The sequence below is a fragment of the Bradyrhizobium retamae genome, assembly GCF_001440415.1.
GTDB lineage: Bacteria > Pseudomonadota > Alphaproteobacteria > Rhizobiales > Xanthobacteraceae > Bradyrhizobium > Bradyrhizobium retamae.
In genome coordinates this window covers 35,343-54,169 of sequence record NZ_LLYA01000057.1, presented here as the reverse complement: position 1 = coordinate 54,169, position 18,827 = coordinate 35,343, and the positions used below count along the sequence as shown (strand labels likewise).

19 protein-coding genes are annotated in these 18,827 nt (G+C 63.8%); 12 read left to right on the top strand and 7 right to left on the bottom strand.

Annotated features, from left to right (window positions below):
- Window positions 1-39 precede the first annotated feature (39 nt).
- The 4 genes from CQ13_RS08735 to CQ13_RS08720 all read left to right on the top strand — a co-directional run bounded on the left by CQ13_RS08735 (window position 40) and on the right by CQ13_RS08720 (window position 4,978).
- Complete coding sequence (locus tag CQ13_RS08735) at window positions 40-753, top strand: ABC transporter ATP-binding protein (protein ID WP_057842583.1); 714 nt, start codon at window positions 40-42, stop codon at window positions 751-753.
- Complete coding sequence (locus CQ13_RS08730; protein WP_057842582.1) at window positions 750-3,320, top strand: ABC transporter permease; 2,571 nt, start codon at window positions 750-752, stop codon at window positions 3,318-3,320. The genes CQ13_RS08735 and CQ13_RS08730 overlap by 4 nt, the downstream gene beginning before the upstream one ends.
- 251 nt (window positions 3,321-3,571) lie before the next feature.
- Window positions 3,572-4,363: a Bax inhibitor-1/YccA family protein gene (locus CQ13_RS08725; RefSeq protein WP_057842581.1), complete on the top strand. Its 792-nt coding sequence runs from the start codon at window positions 3,572-3,574 to the stop codon at window positions 4,361-4,363.
- A gap of 84 nt (window positions 4,364-4,447) precedes the next feature.
- Window positions 4,448-4,978, top strand: a complete 531-nt coding sequence (locus CQ13_RS08720) for a GNAT family N-acetyltransferase (protein ID WP_057842580.1) — start codon at window positions 4,448-4,450, stop codon at window positions 4,976-4,978.
- Window positions 4,979-5,090: 112 nt separating this feature from the next.
- On the opposite strand, the gene CQ13_RS08715 is transcribed toward CQ13_RS08720, so the two are convergent.
- The 3 genes from CQ13_RS08715 to acnA all read right to left on the bottom strand — a co-directional run bounded on the left by CQ13_RS08715 (window position 5,091) and on the right by acnA (window position 9,585).
- Window positions 5,091-5,462, bottom strand: a complete 372-nt coding sequence (locus CQ13_RS08715; protein ID WP_057842579.1) for a DUF2794 domain-containing protein — start codon at window positions 5,460-5,462, stop codon at window positions 5,091-5,093.
- A gap of 481 nt (window positions 5,463-5,943) precedes the next feature.
- A complete protein-coding gene (locus CQ13_RS08710; protein ID WP_057842578.1) occupies window positions 5,944-6,705 on the bottom strand; it encodes a DUF1223 domain-containing protein in 762 nt (253 codons plus the stop codon).
- Between the two features lie 159 nt (window positions 6,706-6,864).
- Window positions 6,865-9,585 carry an aconitate hydratase AcnA gene (acnA, locus tag CQ13_RS08705; RefSeq protein WP_057842577.1) on the bottom strand — a complete coding sequence of 907 codons (2,721 nt, stop codon included), beginning with the start codon at window positions 9,583-9,585 and terminating at the stop codon, window positions 6,865-6,867.
- A 225-nt stretch (window positions 9,586-9,810) separates the two neighbouring features.
- On the opposite strand from acnA, the gene ccmA reads away from it, so the two are divergent.
- From ccmA to CQ13_RS08675, 6 genes are all read left to right on the top strand, one after another.
- Window positions 9,811-10,413 (top strand): heme ABC exporter ATP-binding protein CcmA, encoded by a 603-nt coding sequence (gene ccmA / locus CQ13_RS08700; RefSeq protein WP_057842576.1) that lies wholly within the window; start codon window positions 9,811-9,813, stop codon window positions 10,411-10,413.
- The gene (ccmB, locus tag CQ13_RS08695; RefSeq protein WP_057842575.1) at window positions 10,410-11,078 is read left to right on the top strand and encodes a heme exporter protein CcmB; all 669 of its coding nucleotides are present in this window, start codon (window positions 10,410-10,412) and stop codon (window positions 11,076-11,078) included. Before ccmA ends, ccmB begins: the two co-directional genes overlap by 4 nt.
- Before the next feature lie 90 nt (window positions 11,079-11,168).
- On the top strand, window positions 11,169-11,900 hold the full coding sequence (locus tag CQ13_RS08690) for a heme ABC transporter permease (protein ID WP_057842574.1): 732 nt from the start codon (window positions 11,169-11,171) through the stop codon (window positions 11,898-11,900).
- A gap of 1 nt (window position 11,901) precedes the next feature.
- Window positions 11,902-12,081, top strand: a complete 180-nt coding sequence (gene ccmD / locus CQ13_RS08685) for a heme exporter protein CcmD (RefSeq protein WP_057842573.1) — start codon at window positions 11,902-11,904, stop codon at window positions 12,079-12,081.
- On the top strand, window positions 12,081-12,674 hold the full coding sequence (locus CQ13_RS08680) for a DsbE family thiol:disulfide interchange protein (RefSeq protein WP_057842572.1): 594 nt from the start codon (window positions 12,081-12,083) through the stop codon (window positions 12,672-12,674). The genes ccmD and CQ13_RS08680 overlap by 1 nt, the downstream gene beginning before the upstream one ends.
- A 213-nt stretch (window positions 12,675-12,887) precedes the next feature.
- Window positions 12,888-13,247, top strand: coding sequence for a ComEA family DNA-binding protein (locus CQ13_RS08675; protein ID WP_057842571.1), 360 nt, complete (start codon window positions 12,888-12,890; stop codon window positions 13,245-13,247).
- Window positions 13,248-13,361: 114 nt separating this feature from the next.
- Here CQ13_RS08675 and CQ13_RS08670 read toward each other — a convergent pair whose 3' ends face one another.
- Window positions 13,362-13,964 (bottom strand): septation protein A, encoded by a 603-nt coding sequence (locus CQ13_RS08670; protein WP_057842570.1) that lies wholly within the window; start codon window positions 13,962-13,964, stop codon window positions 13,362-13,364.
- Complete coding sequence (ftsY, locus tag CQ13_RS08665; RefSeq protein ID WP_057842569.1) at window positions 13,964-14,908, bottom strand: signal recognition particle-docking protein FtsY; 945 nt, start codon at window positions 14,906-14,908, stop codon at window positions 13,964-13,966. Before ftsY ends, CQ13_RS08670 begins: the two co-directional genes overlap by 1 nt.
- A gap of 178 nt (window positions 14,909-15,086) precedes the next feature.
- Between ftsY and CQ13_RS08660 the strand changes: the two genes are divergently transcribed.
- Window positions 15,087-15,722, top strand: a complete 636-nt coding sequence (locus tag CQ13_RS08660) for an RluA family pseudouridine synthase (RefSeq protein ID WP_245309105.1) — start codon at window positions 15,087-15,089, stop codon at window positions 15,720-15,722.
- A gap of 52 nt (window positions 15,723-15,774) precedes the next feature.
- Here the strand turns inward: CQ13_RS08660 and mtaB are convergent, their stop codons facing one another.
- Both mtaB and dapF read right to left on the bottom strand, forming a co-directional pair.
- A complete protein-coding gene (gene mtaB, locus CQ13_RS08655) occupies window positions 15,775-17,040 on the bottom strand; it encodes a tRNA (N(6)-L-threonylcarbamoyladenosine(37)-C(2))-methylthiotransferase MtaB (protein ID WP_057842568.1) in 1,266 nt (421 codons plus the stop codon).
- 5 nt (window positions 17,041-17,045) lie between these two features.
- Window positions 17,046-17,930, bottom strand: coding sequence for a diaminopimelate epimerase (gene dapF / locus CQ13_RS08650; protein WP_057842567.1), 885 nt, complete (start codon window positions 17,928-17,930; stop codon window positions 17,046-17,048).
- A 182-nt stretch (window positions 17,931-18,112) separates the two neighbouring features.
- Between dapF and CQ13_RS08645 the strand changes: the two genes are divergently transcribed.
- Window positions 18,113-18,823: a GyrI-like domain-containing protein gene (locus tag CQ13_RS08645; RefSeq protein ID WP_057842566.1), complete on the top strand. Its 711-nt coding sequence runs from the start codon at window positions 18,113-18,115 to the stop codon at window positions 18,821-18,823.
- Window positions 18,824-18,827: the final 4 nt, after the last annotated feature.

Sequence of the window (18,827 nt, the reverse complement as noted above, 5' to 3'; positions counted from 1 at the left end):
CCCTCGACCCGAGCGGTGGAAGTGCCATATGACCGAGCCATGGACAGTCTCATCGAACCCTCTTCACTGACCGGCGTCGGGCCGGACACCATTTCCATCTCCAACGTCAACCTCTCGCTCGGCACAGGCGCCGCCCGCGTTCATATCCTGAAAGATATCAGCCTTCGTGTGGCATCCGGCGAGGCGATTGGCCTGATCGGGCCGTCAGGTTCGGGCAAATCGACCTTGCTGATGGTGATGGCGGGGCTGGAACGTCCTGACAGCGGAGAGGTGGTGGTCAACGGCACGCCGTTCAATGCCCTCGACGAGGACGCCCTCGCCCGCTTCCGCGGCCGCCAGGTCGGCATCGTGTTCCAGTCGTTTCATCTGATCCCGACCATGACGGCGCTGGAAAACGTAGCCGTGCCGCTGGAGCTTGCCGGCAGTCCCGACGCGGCGGAGCGCGCGGCGAAGGAATTGGCGTCGGTCGGCCTCGGCGAGCGCCTGCATCATTACCCGACCCAATTGTCCGGTGGCGAACAGCAGCGCGTGGCGCTGGCTCGCGCCCTGGCACCCGATCCCGCCATTCTCGTCGCGGACGAGCCGACCGGCAATCTCGATGAAACCACCGGCAAGCAGATCGTCGACATGCTCTTCACCAAGCATGCCGAGCGCGGCATGACGCTGGTGCTGGTGACGCACGACAGTTCGCTGGCGCAGCGCTGCGACCGCGTGGTGCGCCTGCGCTCCGGCCGGATCGACGGGCCCTCATGACCGCAATTTCCGAGCCGGTCTACAAGAGTCGCGCATCCTCGCTGGCGCTGCGTTACGCGCTTCGCGAATTGCGCGGCGGCCTGCGTGGCTTTTACGTCTTCATCGCCTGCATCGCGCTCGGCGTCATGGCAATTGCCGGCGTCGGCTCGGTGGCGGCAAGCCTTAGCGAAGGTCTGACCCGCGAGGGCCGAACATTGCTCGGCGGCGATGTCGCATTCTCGCTGATCCAGCGCGAAGCCAAGCCGGAGGAACTCGCTTTCCTGCGCGCGCGCGGCCAGGTGTCGGTCGCGGCCGCGCTGCGGGTAATGGCCCGCGCCAGCGACGGGAAGCTGGCGCTGGTCGAACTGAAGGCGGTCGACGGCAACTATCCGATGCTCGGACAGTTGACGCTTGATCCCCAAATGCCGATGTCGGATCTGCTGGCTGAACGCGATGGCGCGTTCGGCGCGGCGGTCGATTCCACTCTGCTGGCGCGGCTCGATCTCAAGCTCGGCGACCGCATCGGCATCGGCAATGCCACGGTCCAGATTCGCAGCGTGGTCGGCGGCGAGCCGGACAAGCTCGCCGGCAATGTCGGCCTGGGCCCGCGCGTACTGGTCAGCGAGCAGAGCCTGCGCGCCAGCGGATTGCTGCAGCCGGGCAGCCTGGTGCGCTGGATGTACCGGGTAAAGCTACCGGACAATGCGGCCGACGAACGCGCCGCCGCCCAATTGGTCAACAGCGCCCGGAGCGCCTTGCCGGAAGCCGGCTGGTGGATCCGCAGCCGCGACAATGCCTCGCCGCAGCTCGAACGCACCATCAACCGCTTCACCCAGTTCCTGACGCTGGTTGGCCTCGCGGCCCTTCTGGTCGGCGGCGTCGGCGTCGCCAATGCCGTCAAGAGCCATATCGATCGCCGACGCGACGTCATCGCTTCGTTCAAGGCGCTTGGCGCCACCGGGCGCGACGTCTTCACCATCTACCTGACGCAGGTGATCGTGCTCGCCGGGATCGGCTCGATGATCGGGCTCGCCGCCGGCGCGGCCTTGCCGTTTGTCATCGTTGGCCTGTTCGGCAAGCTACTGCCGCTGCCGGTGATCCCTGCCCTGCACGCCGATGAACTGGCGCTGTCGTTCCTCTACGGCCTGCTCACCGCGCTCGCTTTCGGGCTGTGGCCGCTCGGCCGGGTCCATGATGTCCCGGTCGCGGCATTGTTCCGCGAAGAGGTCGCCCGCGAATGGCACCGCCCGCGCTGGAGCTATCTCGCGCTGATGGCCGTGGTGATCGTGCTCCTTGTCGCGGTCGCGATCGGGCTGGCCTATGACAAGCGGGTCGCCGCCGTGTTCGTCGTCGCTTCGGTTGCGGTGTTTGCGCTGTTGCGCGGCGTCGCCGCCGGCCTGATGGCGCTGGCGCGGCGCCTGCCGCGGTCCAGCATCACCATGCTGCGGCTGGCGATTGCCAATATCTACCGGCCCGGCGCGCTGACGCCGTCGGTCGTGATGTCGCTCGGGCTTGGGCTCGCGGTCCTCGTCACCATTACCCAGATCGACGGCAATCTGCGCCGGCAGTTCCTGGCCGCGCTGCCGGAGCGCGCGCCCTCGTTCTACTTCATCGACATTCCGACCGCCGACGCCGACCGCTTCGGCGCCTTCCTCAAGCAGATCGCGCCGCAATCCACCGTCGACGACGTGCCGATGCTGCGCGGGCGCATCGTTGCCGCCCGCGGCGTCAAGGCGGACGAACTCAAGCCCTCACAGGATACCGAATGGGTACTGCAGAGTGACCGCGGCTTGACCTATACCGGCGAAGTTCCAAAAGGCTCGAAGGTGGTCGAAGGCGAATGGTGGAGCGCGGACTATAAGGGGCCGCCGCTGGTCTCGCTGGAGAAGAAGATCGCCGACGGGCTGAAGCTCAAGATCGGCGACGAGATCGTCGTCAACGTGCTCGGCCGCGACATCGCGGCCAAAATCGGCAATCTGCGCAACGTCGACTGGCAGGGGCTCGGCATCAATTTCGTGCTGGTGTTCTCGCCCAACGCCTTCAAGGGCGCGCCGCACAGCCATGTCGCGACCCTATCCGAGGTCCACCCCGACCCGGCAGGCGACGCCCGGATCATCAAGCAGGTGGCGGACGCCTTTCCGATGGTGACCAGCGTTCGGGTCCGCGAAGCGCTCGAGACCGTCGGCACCGTCGTCACCAACCTCGTGCTTGCCATCCGCGGCGCCAGCGCGGTGACGCTGATCTCGGCGATCCTGGTGCTCGGCGGCGCGCTCGCCGCCGGCCATCGCCACCGGGTCTATGACGCGGTCATCCTGAAGACGCTCGGCGCAACCCGGGTGCGTCTGCTCGGGGCCTATGCGCTCGAGTACCTCATGATCGGCCTCGCGACGGCCATATTCGGCGTGATCGCGGGCTCGATCGCGGCTTGGCTGATCGTGACCAGGCTGATGACGCTCGGCTTCATCTGGCAGGCTGGCAGCGCGGCCGGGGTGGTCGCAGCCGCCCTGATCGTCACGGTGGGGCTGGGGCTCGCCGGTACGTTGTTGGCCCTGAACCAAAAGCCGGCCAGCGTGTTACGGAATTTGTGACAATTTGTAGCGGCGGAAGGCAGGGTTAACACTGCCTTTACCCGGAAATCGTCGCGAGAAGCGACATTCAGCCGCGCGTGGAAGCTTGCGTCGAATGTGTTAGTTTCCCACATACCAGCCAAGATCAGTGGCCGGGTTGATGACGTAAGATTCGTAAGATTAACGTCTGCAGATCGGGACATCTGAGATAGAAATCCAACCGGCGCCGCAAACCCCTTGCGCTCCGCCGGGCAACCAACGGGAATTCGACCATGTCGGACCTAGACCGTAACTACGTATCTCCTTTCGGCCGGGCTGCCGGACGCGTTGACGCTGCGGCCGTCGATGCCGGTCTGCGCGCCTACATGCTGCGCATCTACAACTACATGAGCATCGGCCTGGCGATCACCGGCCTTGCGGCGCTCGGCGTCTACATGGCCGCGGTGACCACCGACCAGGCCGGCGCCGCTGCCAGATTCGGCAACGCCTACCTGACGCAGTTCGGCTACGCGATGTATGTCAGCCCGCTGAAGTGGCTGTTCATCCTCGCGCCGCTGGCGATGGTGTTCGCGATCTCGTTCGGCATCAACCGGCTGCGGCCCGCGACCGCCCAGATGCTGTTCTGGGCCTTCTCGGCGCTGATGGGCATTTCGCTGTCGTCGATCTTCCTGGTGTACACGCACACCTCGATCGTGCGGGTGTTCTTCATCACCGCGGCGACCTTCGGCGCACTGAGCCTCTACGGCTACACCACCAAGCGTGACATGAGCGGCATGGGGTCGTTCCTGTTCATGGGCCTGATCGGCGTCATCATCGCGAGCCTGGTCAACCTGTTCCTGGCAAGCTCGATGCTGCAGTTCATCGTCTCGGTGGTCGGCGTGCTGGTGTTCGCGGGCCTCACCGCCTGGGATACCCAGCGGCTGAAGAACGACTACATCTACGGCTACGCCTCTGAGGGCGGCGAGATTGCCGAGAAAGCGGCGATTACCGGTGCGCTGTCCCTCTACCTGAACTTCATCAACCTGTTCACGCTGCTGTTGCAGCTACTCGGCCAGCGCGAATAGGCGCTTACCGACCAGGTACGAGTTGAAGCCCCGGCCTCGCGGCCGGGGCTTTTCTTTTGCGCGCAGCAAAAATATCCTGCTGGCATGTCCAAGCCCGAAATCCGGCCCGCCACCGAGGCCGACCTCCCCGCCATCACCGAGATCTACGAGCACGCGGTGCGCTACGGCACCGCCACGTTCGAACTCGTCCCGCCCGACCTCGCCGAGATGACCCGGCGGTTCAGGACGCTGTCGGATGGCGGCTTTCCCTATTTGGTCGCCACCGTCGAAGGCCAGGTGATCGGATACGCCTATGCCGGCCCCTACCGGCCACGGCCGGCCTACCGCTTCACGGTGGAGAATTCGGTCTATTTGAAGCCGGCCACGCACCGGCGCGGTATCGGACTGCAACTGATGCAGCGGCTGATCGCCGAATGCGAGGCACGCGGCTACCGGCAGATGATCGCGGTCATCGGCGACTCCGCCAATGCCGGCTCGATCGGCGTTCACGCCAAATGCGGGTTCCAGATGATTGGGACGCACGCCAATGTCGGCCTCAAGTTCGGCCGCTGGCTGGACACCGTGATGATGCAGCGCGAGCTCGGAGAGGGCGGGTCGACGGTCCCCACTTCGTAGTCTGGCTAAGCGTGGCACCTCTTTGGCGGTACACCGCAGGGCCCAGACTCAAAATCGCGAAAACAACCCCATGCAAAGTAGAATGGGCCCCGGCTCGCAGTAGCCCGGCCGATTAAACCAGTGCCAGCTTGCGGTCGATCACCAGCAGCACGCGTTCGAGTTCGTGGCCGCGGCGCAGGATCAGTCCGGTCGCCGAGATCACGCTGTACATGCCCTGCTTGCGCGCGAGCCGCGGATCTTTCTCGATGCGATAGATCGGAACTTCGGAAGCGCGGCGGAATACGGAGAACACCGCGCGGTCTTTCAGAAAGTCGATGGCATAGTCGCGCCACTCGCCGTCGGCGACCATGCGCCCATACAGATTGAGGATACGGTTGAGCTCGAGACGATTGAACGTGACGCGATTCGGTGGCGTGCTCGCAGTGGCGACGCGCGCCACTGCGCGGCTATCGCTTGGATCGGTGTCCTCCGATATCAGGCTCATGGAGCGCCTCCTGTCATCTCAGGCATGCTCTCGTTCCGAAAACCGGTCCCCACTTTTCGGGAGCATGCCAAGATTTACATGATCGCGCTAACCGCGGGGCGCCGCAAGGGGGTGCAAATATGAAGAAAAACTGCGGCGGATGGCCCGAAATCCCAGGAAATATCGATTCACGGGATCGTTAGCGGAATCTTATTGCTGCCCTACTTCCGCCAACCGTCCGCCCCGCTAGATTGCGAAAAGAAAATCCTGCGTTGGCCCGGTCCTTTCGGTTCCGGATTCCTCAGCCCCCAGCCCCCCGGGGCCGTCGGGATCGGGCCTGTTCGCAGAAGGGAGTTAATCCCGATACTGGGCCAACGAAAGTTGGTCCTTTTTCGTTTGGGATCGCGATCTGCGTGGGATGCGCGTTTCTGCGCCACAAGTTTCGCCGGCGCCAAGCGCATCCATCCAAGAAAACTTCGCCACGAAAATTTCGAGAACAGAATTAGCGCAGCGCCGTCATGGCGGCGCCGAGCATCGCGCCCGGCTTGTCGCGACTGCCGTCCTGGACGTAGACGACCGCGGCGTCCACGCCGTCGCGGGAAATATTTTCGAGCGGGATGGTCCAGCTTCCCGAACCGCCGTTCCAGTCACCGACCTTCACGAGGTTGCGCACCACGTTGTAGTAGGTGAGCTGTTGGCCGCGATTCTCGCCGCGCCCGATCGAGATCGGCACCGCCTTTGAGACCGAGCAGATCCAGACTTCGCCCCGGCCAGCCGTCGGCACCTTGCTCGCCTCTACCGAGACGTTGAGCAGCTTGCCCGACAACGTCATCTTGACCGGCACCGACATCACGCCTTCAACCTTGCTGGTATTCTTGATGGCGCTTTCGATGGCGGCGCGATCGCTGCCGATCACCTGCGCCGAGCCGTTGACGATCATCTGCGGCGTGTAGAGGTTACGATCGCCACGCACATGCGAATAGGCCTTCTGACGCGCGCTGAAACGCGAGTCCGCCAGCGTGTCCTTCCAGCCAAGATAATCCCAGTAGTCGATCGGCATGCTCAGCGCGATGATGGACGGATCCTTGGCGAGTTCGCCGACGATCTGATCGGCCGGCGGGCACGACGAACAGCCTTGCGAGGTGAACAGTTCGACCACGGTGCGCGGTTCGGCATGAGCCGGACGGATGATGGCGATGATCGCGCAGACGCCGAGTGCGCCGGACCATCTCGATATGCAGTTGTAGGCCATTATCGCTGTCATCGCGCGAACCGGGCGTAGCGTTTTCCATCCGTATTTGTACGGGGCATGATTTGAATATCCTAAAGGCGTGCCCCAGACGCACGAAAGCGGCCCTGTCATAGGCCGCCTTCTCCTTGCTCGCTACTCACTTCGAAGTGAGGCACCGATCACAAATCCGCGTTAAGCCGCGAGTTTGCGCAGCACGTAATGCAGAATGCCGCCGTTTCGATAGTACTCAAGCTCATCAAGGGTATCGATGCGGCAGAGCAGCGGCACGCGCTGCAGCGAACCGTCGCCGGACACGATCTCGGCCGTCAGGGTCTGGCGCGGCTTCAAATCACCCTGAAGCCCGCGAATCGTCACCGTCTCGTCGCCCTTGAGGCCGAGCGATGTCCACGACGTGCCGTCTTCGAAGGTCAGCGGCAACACGCCCATGCCGACCAGGTTGGAGCGATGGATGCGCTCGAAGCTCTGGCAGATCACGGCGCGGACGCCGAGCAGACGGGTGCCCTTCGCCGCCCAGTCGCGCGAGGAGCCGTTGCCGTATTCGGCGCCCGCGAACACCACCAGCGGCACGCTTTCCTGCTGATACTTCATCGCCGCGTCGTAGATCGACATCTGCTCGCCGTCGGGCCAGTGCTTGGTTAGTCCGCCCTCCGGAATATTGCCGTCAGCGCCCTTCAGCATGAAATTCTTGATGCGGATGTTGGCGAAGGTGCCGCGCATCATGATCTCGTGGTTGCCGCGCCGCGTGCCGTACTGGTTGAAGTCAGCGGGACGCACCTGGTGCTCGCTGAGGAATTTTCCAGCCGGCGAAGTCAGCTTGATCGCCCCGGCCGGCGAGATGTGGTCGGTGGTGATCTTGTCGCCGAACATCGCCAGAATCCGCGCATCGACGACGTCGACGATCGCTTCCGGCTCTTTCTTCATGCCCTCGAAATAGGGCGGGTTCTGCACATAGGTCGAGCTCATGTTCCAGCGGTAGGTCTCGCTTTCGACGGTCTTGATCTTGCGCCAGTTGGTGTCGCCCTTGAACACGTCGGCGTAGCGCTTCTTGAAGATCGTCGCTGTGACGAACTTCTTCATGTAAGCGTTGATCTCCTTGGTGGTCGGCCAGATGTCCTTCAGGTACACCGGCTTGCCGTCCTTGCCCTCTCCGATCGGCTCGACCGCGAGGTCCTTTGTCACCGTTCCCGCCAGCGCATAAGCCACGACCAGCGGCGGCGAGGCCAGATAGTTGGCCTGCACGTCCGGGCTGACGCGTCCCTCAAAATTGCGGTTACCCGACAGCACCGCGGCAGCAACGATGCCGTTGTCATTGATCGATTTCGAAATCTCCTCCGGCAGCGGACCCGAATTGCCGATGCAGGTGGTGCAGCCGAAGCCGATCAGGTTGAAGCCGACCTTGTCGAGATCCTTCTGCAGGCCGGAATTGGCGAGATATTCCGCGACCACCTGGCTTCCGGGCGCAAGCGACGTCTTGACCCATGGCTTTGCCTTCAAGCCCTTGGCGGCAGCGTTGCGCGCCAACAGGCCCGCGCCGATCAGGACGCTCGGATTGGAGGTGTTGGTGCAGGACGTGATCGCGGCGATCACGACGTCGCCATGGCCGAGATCGAAATCACGGTTCTCGACCGAGTAGCGCGCCGAAGCGTCGTCGGGCTTCTTGTATTCGCCGGCCAGCGCAGTGGCGAAGCCGGCGGCAACGGCCGGCAGTGCGACGCGGCCTTCGGGGCGTTTCGGGCCCGCCATCGACGGCACGACGTCCTTGAGGTCGAGCGTCAGGGTTTCCGTGAACACCGGATCGGCCGATTTCGCCGTGCGGAACAGGCCCTGCGCCTTGGCGTAGGCCGCCACCAGCGCAACGCGGTCGGCCTTGCGGCCCGAGGTCTTGAGATAATCGATGGTCGCGGCGTCGACGGGGAAGAAGCCGCAGGTCGCGCCATATTCCGGCGCCATGTTGCCGATCGTCGCCTTGTCCGCCACCGAGAGATAGTCGAGGCCGGGGCCGAAGAACTCGACGAATTTGCCCACCACGCCCTGCTTGCGCAGCATCTGCGTGACCGTCAGCACGAGGTCGGTCGCGGTGACGCCTTCCTTGAGTTGGCCCTTCAGCTTGAAGCCGACCACTTCCGGTAGCAGCATCGACAGCGGCTGGCCGAGCATGCAGGCTTCCGCCTCGATGCCGCCGACGCCCCAGCCGAGCACGGCAAGGCCGTTGACCATGGTCGTGTGTGAATCGGTACCAACCAGCGAATCCGGGTAGGCGACCTCGAAAGTGCCGGTCTTCTTGCCGACCGTCATCTTCTCCTTCTTGGTCCACACCGTCTGCGCGAGATATTCGAGATTGACCTGGTGGCAGATGCCGGTGCCGGGCGGCACGACGGAGAAGTTCGAGAACGCCTTCTGGCCCCACTTCAGGAATTCGTAGCGTTCCTGGTTCTGCTTGTATTCTTCGACGACGTTCTTGCCGAACGCCTTGTTGTCACCAAAGAAGTTGACAATGACCGAGTGGTCGATGACGAGATCGACCGGCACCAGCGGGTTGATCTTTTCGGCATCGCCGCCGAGCGCCTGCATCGCGTTACGCATCGCGGCGAGATCGACCACCGCCGGCACGCCGGTGAAATCCTGCATCAACACGCGCGCCGGGCGGAACGCGACTTCGTGCTCGAGCTTGCGCTTCCGGAGCCATTTCGAAACCGCGACGATGTCAGCCTTCTTGACCGTGCGGTCGTCCTCGTTGCGCAGCAGGTTTTCGAGCAGCACCTTCATCGAATAAGGCAGCTTGGAAATTCCCTTCAGACCGTTCTTCTCGGCGGCGGGCAGGCTGTAATAAACATAGGTCTTGCTGCCGACCTTGAGGGTCTTGCGGCATTTGAAGCTGTCGAGCGAGGTCATGTCAGGAAATCCCAAATTCTAGTTATACCCGGCAAGGGTATTTTAACACCGTCAGCGGAAGGCTGGCTTCTTGGCTTGCAGCCGCCGATTGTGTGCTGCATCAAGTTCCGGGCTTATAGAATCTTTCTAGAAGCGCCGCCACAGCGACAAACGTGCTGCAGCAATGCGGTACCCACAAATTCTGACGCGGTACCCATCAATTTCAGAGGGCTGTGACGAAGCAAAATGCGGCTCTCGGGGCGCCAAATCAGTTGTGTCAGAGGCGGCCGAGAGGTGTTTTCGGGCCTCGATTTCGCGGCCGCTTCCGGCGAAGTGCTGGCCGTGGTCGGCCCGAACGGCTCGGGCAAGACCTCGCTGCTCCGCCTCATCGCGGGTCTCCTGGTGCCGGGTGGCGGATCGATCGGCCTGGAAGGTGGCGAGGCCGAGCTGACCTTGCCGGAGCAATCCCACTATCTGGGCCACCGCGATGCATTGAAGCCTGCGCTAAGCGTTGCGGAAAACCTGTCGTTCTGGCGGGATTTTCTCGGTGGGGCGACCGGCGACGTCAAAGAGTGCCTCACCGCCGTGGGGCTCGGCCACGCCACTTATCTGCCGGCGGCCTTTCTCTCGGCCGGTCAGCGGCGCCGGCTGTCGATTGCGCGGCTGCTGGTGGTGCGACGGCCGGTCTGGCTGCTGGACGAGCCGACCTCGGCGCTCGACACCGCCGGACAGGAACTATTCGTGGGCGTGATGCGCGAGCACCTGGCCAGCGGCGGGATCATTGTTGCGGCCACTCATACACCGCTCGGGATCGAAGCGAGCGAACTGCGGATGGGGGGCGGGAAGTGACCCCCCTCGCCGCACTGATTCGCCGGGACATCAAAATCGCACTCCGCGTCGGCGGCGGGGCGCTGATCGGCGTGCTGTTCTTCCTCACCGTCACGGTGCTGATGCCGTTTGCCATCGGGCCCGATCTACCACTGTTGGCCCGGCTCGGCCCCGCCATACTGTGGCTCGGCGCGCTGTTGGCCAGCCTGCTCACGCTCGACCGCCTGTTCACGGCCGATCATGACGACGGCTCGCTCGACCTGATCGTGATGGGCCGGACACCGCTGGAACTCGCGTGTGCGGCGAAAGCGCTGGCGCATTGGCTCGCGGCCGGCGTGCCGCTGATCGCGGCGACGCCCGTGCTCGGGCTGTTGCTCAACCTCGACGCCGCGGCGACCTCGGCCGTGGCGCTGACCCTGCTGGTAGGAACGCCGGCGCTGACGTTCACGGGCATGATCGGCGCGGCGCTCGCCGTGACATTGCACCGCGGAGGCCTCCTGCTCGCGGTGCTGGTGCTGCCGCTGTCGATCCCGGTGCTGATCTTCGGCGTTGCGGCGTCACAGGCGGCCATCACCGGCCCGCTGTCGTTTGGAACTCCGTTTTCGATCCTTTGCGCGCTCTCGCTGGTTAGTTTCGTGGTCGGACCGTTTGCCGCTGCGGCCAGCCTGCGGCACGGTCTGGACTGAATATGTTGACACCGATCAACTCTGGCGGAGGGGATGTGAAACAAACCATGCCACATTGCCTGCTCCGCCGCTGACGACTATCAGGAAGCCATGACGCTGATCGACCTCGCCAATCCCTCGAAATTTCTCGCGCTGACGGCGCGCGTGCTGCCATGGCTGGCAGGTGCGACCGCGATCCTGCTGCTGGTGGGCCTCTATCAGGCGGCGATGGCCCCCGACGATTACCAGCAGGGCGCTACCGTGAAGATCATGTTCATCCACGTGCCGAACGCGTGGCTTTCGATGTTCGTCTGGGGCGTCATGAGCATTGCCGCGCTGGGCACGCTGGTATGGCGGCATCCGCTCGCCGACGTCGCGGCCAAGGCCGCCGCGCCGATCGGAGCGGCGTTCACGTTTCTGGCGCTGGTCACGGGTTCACTGTGGGGGCGGCCGATGTGGGGCACCTATTGGGAATGGGACGCGCGACTCACATCGGTGCTGATCCTGTTCCTGATGTATCTCAGCCTGATGGCGCTATGGCGTGCGGTGGAGGACCCGTCGCGGGCGGCACGGGCCGCCGCGGTGCTGACGCTGGTCGGCGCGATCAACCTGCCGATCATCAAGTTCTCGGTCGACTGGTGGAACACGCTGCATCAACCGGCATCGGTGATGCGGATGGGCGGACCTTCGCTCGACAAGGCGTTCCTGATTCCATTGCTCGTAATGGCGGTCGGTTTCTCGCTCCTGTTCATGACGCTGCACCTGGCGGCGATGCGCAACGAGATCCTGCGCCGGCGCGTGCGCAGCTTGCAGATGATGCAAGCCAGCCAGCAGGCGGCATGACGTGACCTCGCTCGGACCCTATGCCTCGTTTATCGTGACCTCCTACGCGCTGGTCGCGGCGACCGTGCTGATCCTGATCGGCTGGATCGCGCTCGACTATCGTCATCAGAAGGAGCGCCTGCGCGAACTCGAGACCTCTGGCGTGACCCGGCGCTCCGGCCGCCAGGCGACGGAGATTTGATGAGCGCGCCCGCAACATCGGATCAACCGCACAGCCGACGCTGGTTGGTGGCGCTGCCGCTGATCGGCTTTCTGGCGGTCGCCGGACTGTTCCTGCTGCGGCTTTACGGCGGTGACCCCTCCAGGATCCCTTCCGCCTTGATCGGCCGGCCGGCGCCGCAAATCACTCTGCCGGCGCTGGAGGGCCTCGTCCATAACGGGACGCCCGTGCCCGGCCTCGACCCGGCCGTGTTCAAGGGCAAGGTCTCCGTCGTCAATGTCTGGGCCTCCTGGTGCGTGCCATGCCACGATGAGGCGCCGCTGTTGACCGCGCTGGCGAAGGACACACGGCTGCAGATCATCGGCATCAACTACAAGGATTCCCCTGATAACGCCCGCCGCTTCCTCGGCCGCTACGGCAATCCGTTCACCGCCGTCGGCGCCGACAGCAACGGCCGCGGCTCGATCGAATGGGGCGTCTATGGCGTGCCCGAAACCTTCGTGGTCGGGCGCGACGGCACGATCCGCTACAAGCTGGTCGGGCCGGTAACGCCGGCCAATCTCGATCGCGTGCTGAAAGTCGAAATCGAGAAGGCGCTCAAGGCGGGATCGTAATCACTCTTGTCATTCCGGGGCGCATCGCAGATGCACCCGGAATCTCGAGATTCCGGACTCGTCGCTGCGCGATGCTCCGGAATGACGAACGAGAAATCGGCTCCAAATATTCTTCCGCTTTTATCTATCGTTCATTTCGCGGCCATGGCGCCGCCATGAATTCGCAGCTAGCTTTGATGCGTTACTTGAACCGTCCTTGGGAGGGACACCCATATGCGTCACTTCACGCTCGCTTCTCTTCTCGCCACCGCCCTCACGCTGGGCATGCTGACGGCAACGCCGTCGATGGCCCAGACCGCGCAGCCCGAGCCCAAATCCGACAGCAAGATGGCGCCCGCGCCAAAGGCCTCGGAGTCGAAGATGGCGCCGGCGCCGAAGGCCGAGCTGCTCGACATCAATTCGGCGACCGCCGAGCAGCTCGATGCGCTGCCGGGCGTCGGGAAGGCCTATTCGGAGAAGATCATCAAGGGCCGCCCGTACAAGGGCAAGGACGAGCTGGTGCAGAAGAGCATCGTCCCGCAGGCGACCTACGACAAGATCAAGGACAAGATCATCGCCAAGCAGAAGAGCTGAGGCCGATTGCTTAACCTCTCCCCGTTCTTTACGGGGAGAGGTCGAAATTCGCGCGAGGCGGGAATCTCCCCGCAAATGCGGAGCGAGGGAGTAAAGCCGCACAAGCGGCCGCAATCATCCCTTGCTCACGTCACCCGCCTCGGCCTCGCTGACCTCCAGCGAAGCCGGTTCCAGATGATAGCGCTTGATCAGCGGCATCTGTGTTACGGCAAACAGCATCGTCAGCGGCACCATGCCGAAGACCTTGAAGGCAACCCAGAAGTCGGTGCTTTGCGTGCGCCAGATGATCTCGTTCAGCACCGCCATCGCGAAGAACCACAACGCCCAGCGCGCGGTCAGGATGCGCCAGCCGTGCGGGGTGAGATTGAACATCTGGTCGAACATGATCGCGATGAAGGAACGGTTGAACAGCAGGCCGCCAGCGAGAATGGCAGCGAACAGCGTGTAGACGATGGTCGGCTTCATCTTGATGAAGGTCTCGTCATGCAGGATCAGCGTCAGCGCGCCGAACACGACGACGACGACCGCAGTGACGATCGCCATCATGGGCACATGCCGTGTCACCATGTAAGACGCGATCATCGCAGCCACCACCGCCACCATGAATACGCCGGTGGCGACGAACAGGTTGGACTTGGCATTGGCGACGAAGAAGATGAGCAAGGGACCGAGTTCGGTCGCAAGCTTGAACAGCGGATGCGGTACTTTCTTGTCCATTACTCGATTCCTGCAATCGCGTTGGCAAAGTCGCGCGCGGTGAACGGTGCGAGATCGTCGATGCCTTCGCCGACGCCGATGAAGTGCACCGGCAGTTTGAATTTCTCCGCCAGCGCCACCAGAATGCCGCCGCGCGCGGTGCCGTCGAGTTTCGTCATCACAAGCCCGGTGACGCCAGCGGTACGATGAAACGCCTCGACCTGCGACAGCGCATTTTGTCCCACCGTCGCATCGAGCACGAGCAAGACCGCATGCGGCGCCGACGCGTCGACCTTCTTGATGACGCGAACGACCTTTTCCAGCTCGTTCATCAGTTCGGCCTTGTTCTGCAGCCGTCCCGCCGTATCGACCAGCAGCACATCGAGCTTTTGCTCCTTCGCCGCGCTCAGTGCGTTGAAGGCGAGGCTTGCTGAATCAGAACCCTGCGCGCCCGCAACGACCGGCGATTTGGTGCGCTCGCCCCACACCTTGAGCTGTTCGATTGCAGCGGCACGGAACGTATCGCCCGCCGCCAGCATCACCTTGCGGCCCTCGGCGCTCAGTTTCGCGGCAAGCTTGCCGATGGTCGTGGTCTTGCCGGAGCCGTTGACGCCGACCACGAGGATGACGAACGGCTCTTGCGCCGCGTCGATCTCCAGCGGCTTCGCCACCGGCGCCAGCACCTTCTCGACCTCGGTCGCGACGACCGTCTTCACTTCGTCGGCGGAAATCGCCTTGTCATAGCGGCCGGCGCCGACGGCATCCGCGATCCGCACCGCGACCGCAGTGCCGAGATCGGCGCGCAGCAGCACATCCTCGATATCGTCGAGCATGGCGCGGTCGAGCTTGCGCTTGGTGACGAGGTCGGCGACGGCCGTACCGAGCGAACTCGAGGTCCGCTTCAGGCCGCTCGAAAGCCGCCGCCACCAGCTCAGTTTGGGGGTTCCAGGAGTGGTATCGCTCATGTCGGGGACGTGTTAGCGGTTTCGCGCCATGAGCGGAAGTCACAACAAATTCTTTGCTGTTCCCGGGCCATCCCTTGATGTGCCCCGGACATCTTTTGATGTTCCCAGGACATCAATTGATGTCCAGGGATTAACGGCAGACGAAATCCTGGCCCGCGTGCTCCATCGCGACGGGCTGATGCTGGTCATCGACAAGCCGGCCGGCCTGCCGGTGCATCGCGGCCCCAAAGGTGGGGCCAATCTGGAAGCTTCCTTCGATGCCTTGCGATTCGGCCTGCCGCGCCCGCCGGTGTTGGCCCACCGGCTCGACAAGGACACCTCAGGCTGTCTCGTGTTGGGACGCCACCGCAAGGCCACCGCTTCGCTCGGCCTCTTGTTCAAGCACGGCAAGGTCGGAAAGACCTATTGGGCCGTGGTCGAAGGCGGACCTGCCGAAGATGAAGGCACCATCGACATGCCGCTCGGACGGCTGAACGCCGAGCGCGGCTGGTGGCAGAAGCCGGATCCGGAGGGCCAGAAAGCCACCACCACCTGGAAAGTGCTCGGCCGCGGCGACGGCCTCGCCTGGCTGGCGCTGGAACCGGTGACTGGCCGAACGCATCAACTGCGCGTGCACACCTCAGCGATGGGCTGGCCGATCGTCGGCGACAATATCTACGGCAATGGTCCGCGCTTCGGCGAACCGATCCTGCATCTGCATTCCCGTGAGATCGTGGTTCCGATTTCGAAGAACAAGGAGCCGGTGCGCGTGATGGCGCCGGCGCCGGCGCATATGCGCGAGCGGTTGCGAAAGTGTGGATGGAACGGTGAGTAGCGGGACGGTGCCTACTTCCCTTCTCCCCTTGTGGGAGAGGGGAAGAGGCGGCTTACAGCGATAGCCGCGCACCATCGTGGCACTTGATCACGAGCGGCATCACGGCACCCGGCTTTTCGCCCGATATCGCAACCGGCAGAAAATGCTCGGTGCGTCCCTGTTTGTCGCTTTCGATCAAGACCTGACGCGTGGCGCCGACCTCTGCCGACAGCCGCCGCTGCAGTGCGGCCTCGCCCACCGCGCGCAACCGCTTCGCCCGCGCCTTGATAACCTCACCCGCCACCTGCGGCATCCGTGCGGCCGGCGTACCCGGGCGCTTGGAGTAAGGAAACACGTGGAGGAAGGTGAGATCGCATTCCTCCACCAGGTCCTGCGAGCGCGCAAACATTTCTTCCGTCTCGGTCGGAAAACCCGCGATGATATCGGCACCGAGCGTGATGTCCGGGCGCAATCGCCGCACCTGCGCGCAAAATTCGATCGCATCATGTCGCGAATGCCGCCGCTTCATCCGCTTCAAAATGAGGTCGTCGCCGGATTGCAGCGACAGGTGCAGATGCGGCATCAGCCGCTCATCCTCGGCAATGACGTCGAGCAGGTCGCGGTCGGCCTCGATGGAATCGATCGACGAAATCCGCAAACGCTTCAACTCCGGCACGTGGCGCAAGATCTGTTTTGTCAGTTGCCCGAGCGTCGCGCGGCCCGGCAGATCGGCGCCGTAGCTCGTCAGATCGACACCGGTCAGCACGATCTCGGCATGGCCGCGCTCGGCGAGCGCCCGCACCTGATCCACCACCGCCCCCATTGGCACCGAGCGCGAATTGCCGCGGCCATAGGGGATGATGCAGAAGGTGCAGCGATGGTCGCAGCCGTTCTGCACCTGCACGAACACGCGCGGCAGGCCGGCCTTGAACCCGTCAAGCAGATGCGGCGCCATCTCCTTGACCGCCATGATGTCGGCGACCGCGATCTTTTCGCTTGTCCCGACGCCAAAGCCCAAGTCGAACGCCGCGCGCGCATCGCGCCAGGCTTCGCCCCGCATCTTGTCGTCATTGCCGACGACGCGATCGACCTCGGCCATTTCGGCAAACATTTCTGCCTGCGTCTGCGCCGCGCAGCCGGTGACGACGATGCGCACATCCGGCCGTTCGCGCTTCAACCGACGGATCGATTGCCGCGCCTGGGCCACGGCCTCATTGGTGACCGCGCAGCTATTGATGACGACGGTATCGGAAAGTCCGGCGCGCTCCGCTTCGCGGGCGATCACCTCGGATTCGAAGGCGTTGAGGCGGCAGCCGAACGTGAGGACGTCGACGCTCATGGCGCTCAGGCGACGTTGGCGAACAGCGCGGGATCGAAGCGGCCTTCATATTCGAAATCGGCCGTTCCCGTCATCAGCACGTGGCCGTCACGCTCGCGCCATTCGATCGCAAGCTTGCCGCCGGGCAGCGTGATCTCGACCGAGCGGTTGGCGCGCTTCAGCCGGGCGGCGGCGACCGCGGTCGCACAAGCGGCCGAGCCGCAGGCCTTGGTCAAGCCGACGCCGCGCTCCCAGGTGCGGATCGTGATGTGGTCGCGATCGACGATATGGGCGAGCGTGATGTTGGCGCGCTCGGGAAAGATCGGGTGATTTTCCAACAGCGGCCCGAAGCGCTCGAGATCATAGGCGTTGACGTCGTCGACCCAGAAGATCGCATGCGGATTGCCCATCGAGACCACCGACGGCGAATGCAGCACCGGCGCATCGATCGGTCCGACCTGCAGTTCGATGTAGCGGGTGTCGCGAAATTCCTCGGCCAGCGGAATGTCCTGCCAGCCGAACTTCGGCGCCCCCATGTCGACGGTGTAGAGGTCGGGCGCCGGGCCCCGCCAGCAATTCAAAAGCCCGGCACGGGTCTCGAAGGTCACGGCGGTCTGGCCGGTCTTCTCGAACAGGCGGCGCACCACGCAACGCATGCCGTTGCCGCAGGCGCCGGCTTCCGAGCCGTCATTGTTGTAGATGCGGATGAAGGCCTCGGTGCCCGGTAGCCGCGGCGGCTGCAATACCATTAACTGGTCATAGGGCACGCCCGCGGGCGAAGCCACGGCGCGGGCGTCCTCCGGCGTCACGGCGGCCTTCGAGCCGGCGTTGGAATCGCGCAGGTCGACCACGACGATTTCGTTGCCGATGCCGTTCATTTTGGCAAATGCGTGGTTGGCCAGCGCGCTCATGGAATTTCCCAATTTATGCCTGCCTTATATGGCGAATAATGGCCAATTGCCTAGTACGGGGGCCTATGACGCATCTGTCATGGGACGAAAACGGACCTTGCGTGTTAGGAATAGCGCCCATCCTGGCGGGCGCGGACCCGGGACATGCCGCCGCCAGGTGGGGTGGATGGAGAATACCTGAAATGAACCGTATCAGCACTTTCCGTGCGGCCGTCGCCGCGCTCGCCATGGTTGCGCTTGGCGGGGCCGCACTGGCGCAATCGCCGGCGCCCTCAGCCCCACCGGCCACAAGCCCGGCGGCGACGCCCACCCCCGCACCATCGGCCGTGCCGGTCCCGCCGCCGGCCGAAACCAAGTCCCCGGCGGATGTCCCGACCGCAGAGAAAGCCCCGACGCCCGTACCCCCGCCGCCCGCCGCCAGCGTCCAGAACGCCGACCCCTTCGGCGAGGAGTTCACGCTGGAGCCCAAGAAAGTCTTGGTGATGAAGGGCACGGCCAACTGGGATGCGGCGTTCGACACCCTGATCGATTCGTTCAAGGCGCTGACCGCGTTGCTCGACAAGCAGGGCATCAAGGCCACAGGCAATTCGATGATCGTCTACACCTCGACCGACGATACCGGTTTTACGTATCTGGCGCAGATTCCGGTCGACCAGGACGTCAAGAACCTGACCAAGGACATCAGCATGGGCAAGTCGCCCGAGGGCAAGGCGCTGAAGTTCGTCCATCGCGGCTCCTACGACAACATGGACAACACCTATGAGGCGATCACCAACCACCTAGACGACAAGAAACTGGAAGCCAAAGACACCTTCATCGAGGAATACATCACCGATCCCCTGAAGACGGCGGAAGACAAGCTGGTGATCAACGTCTATGTGCCGCTGAGGTGATCGG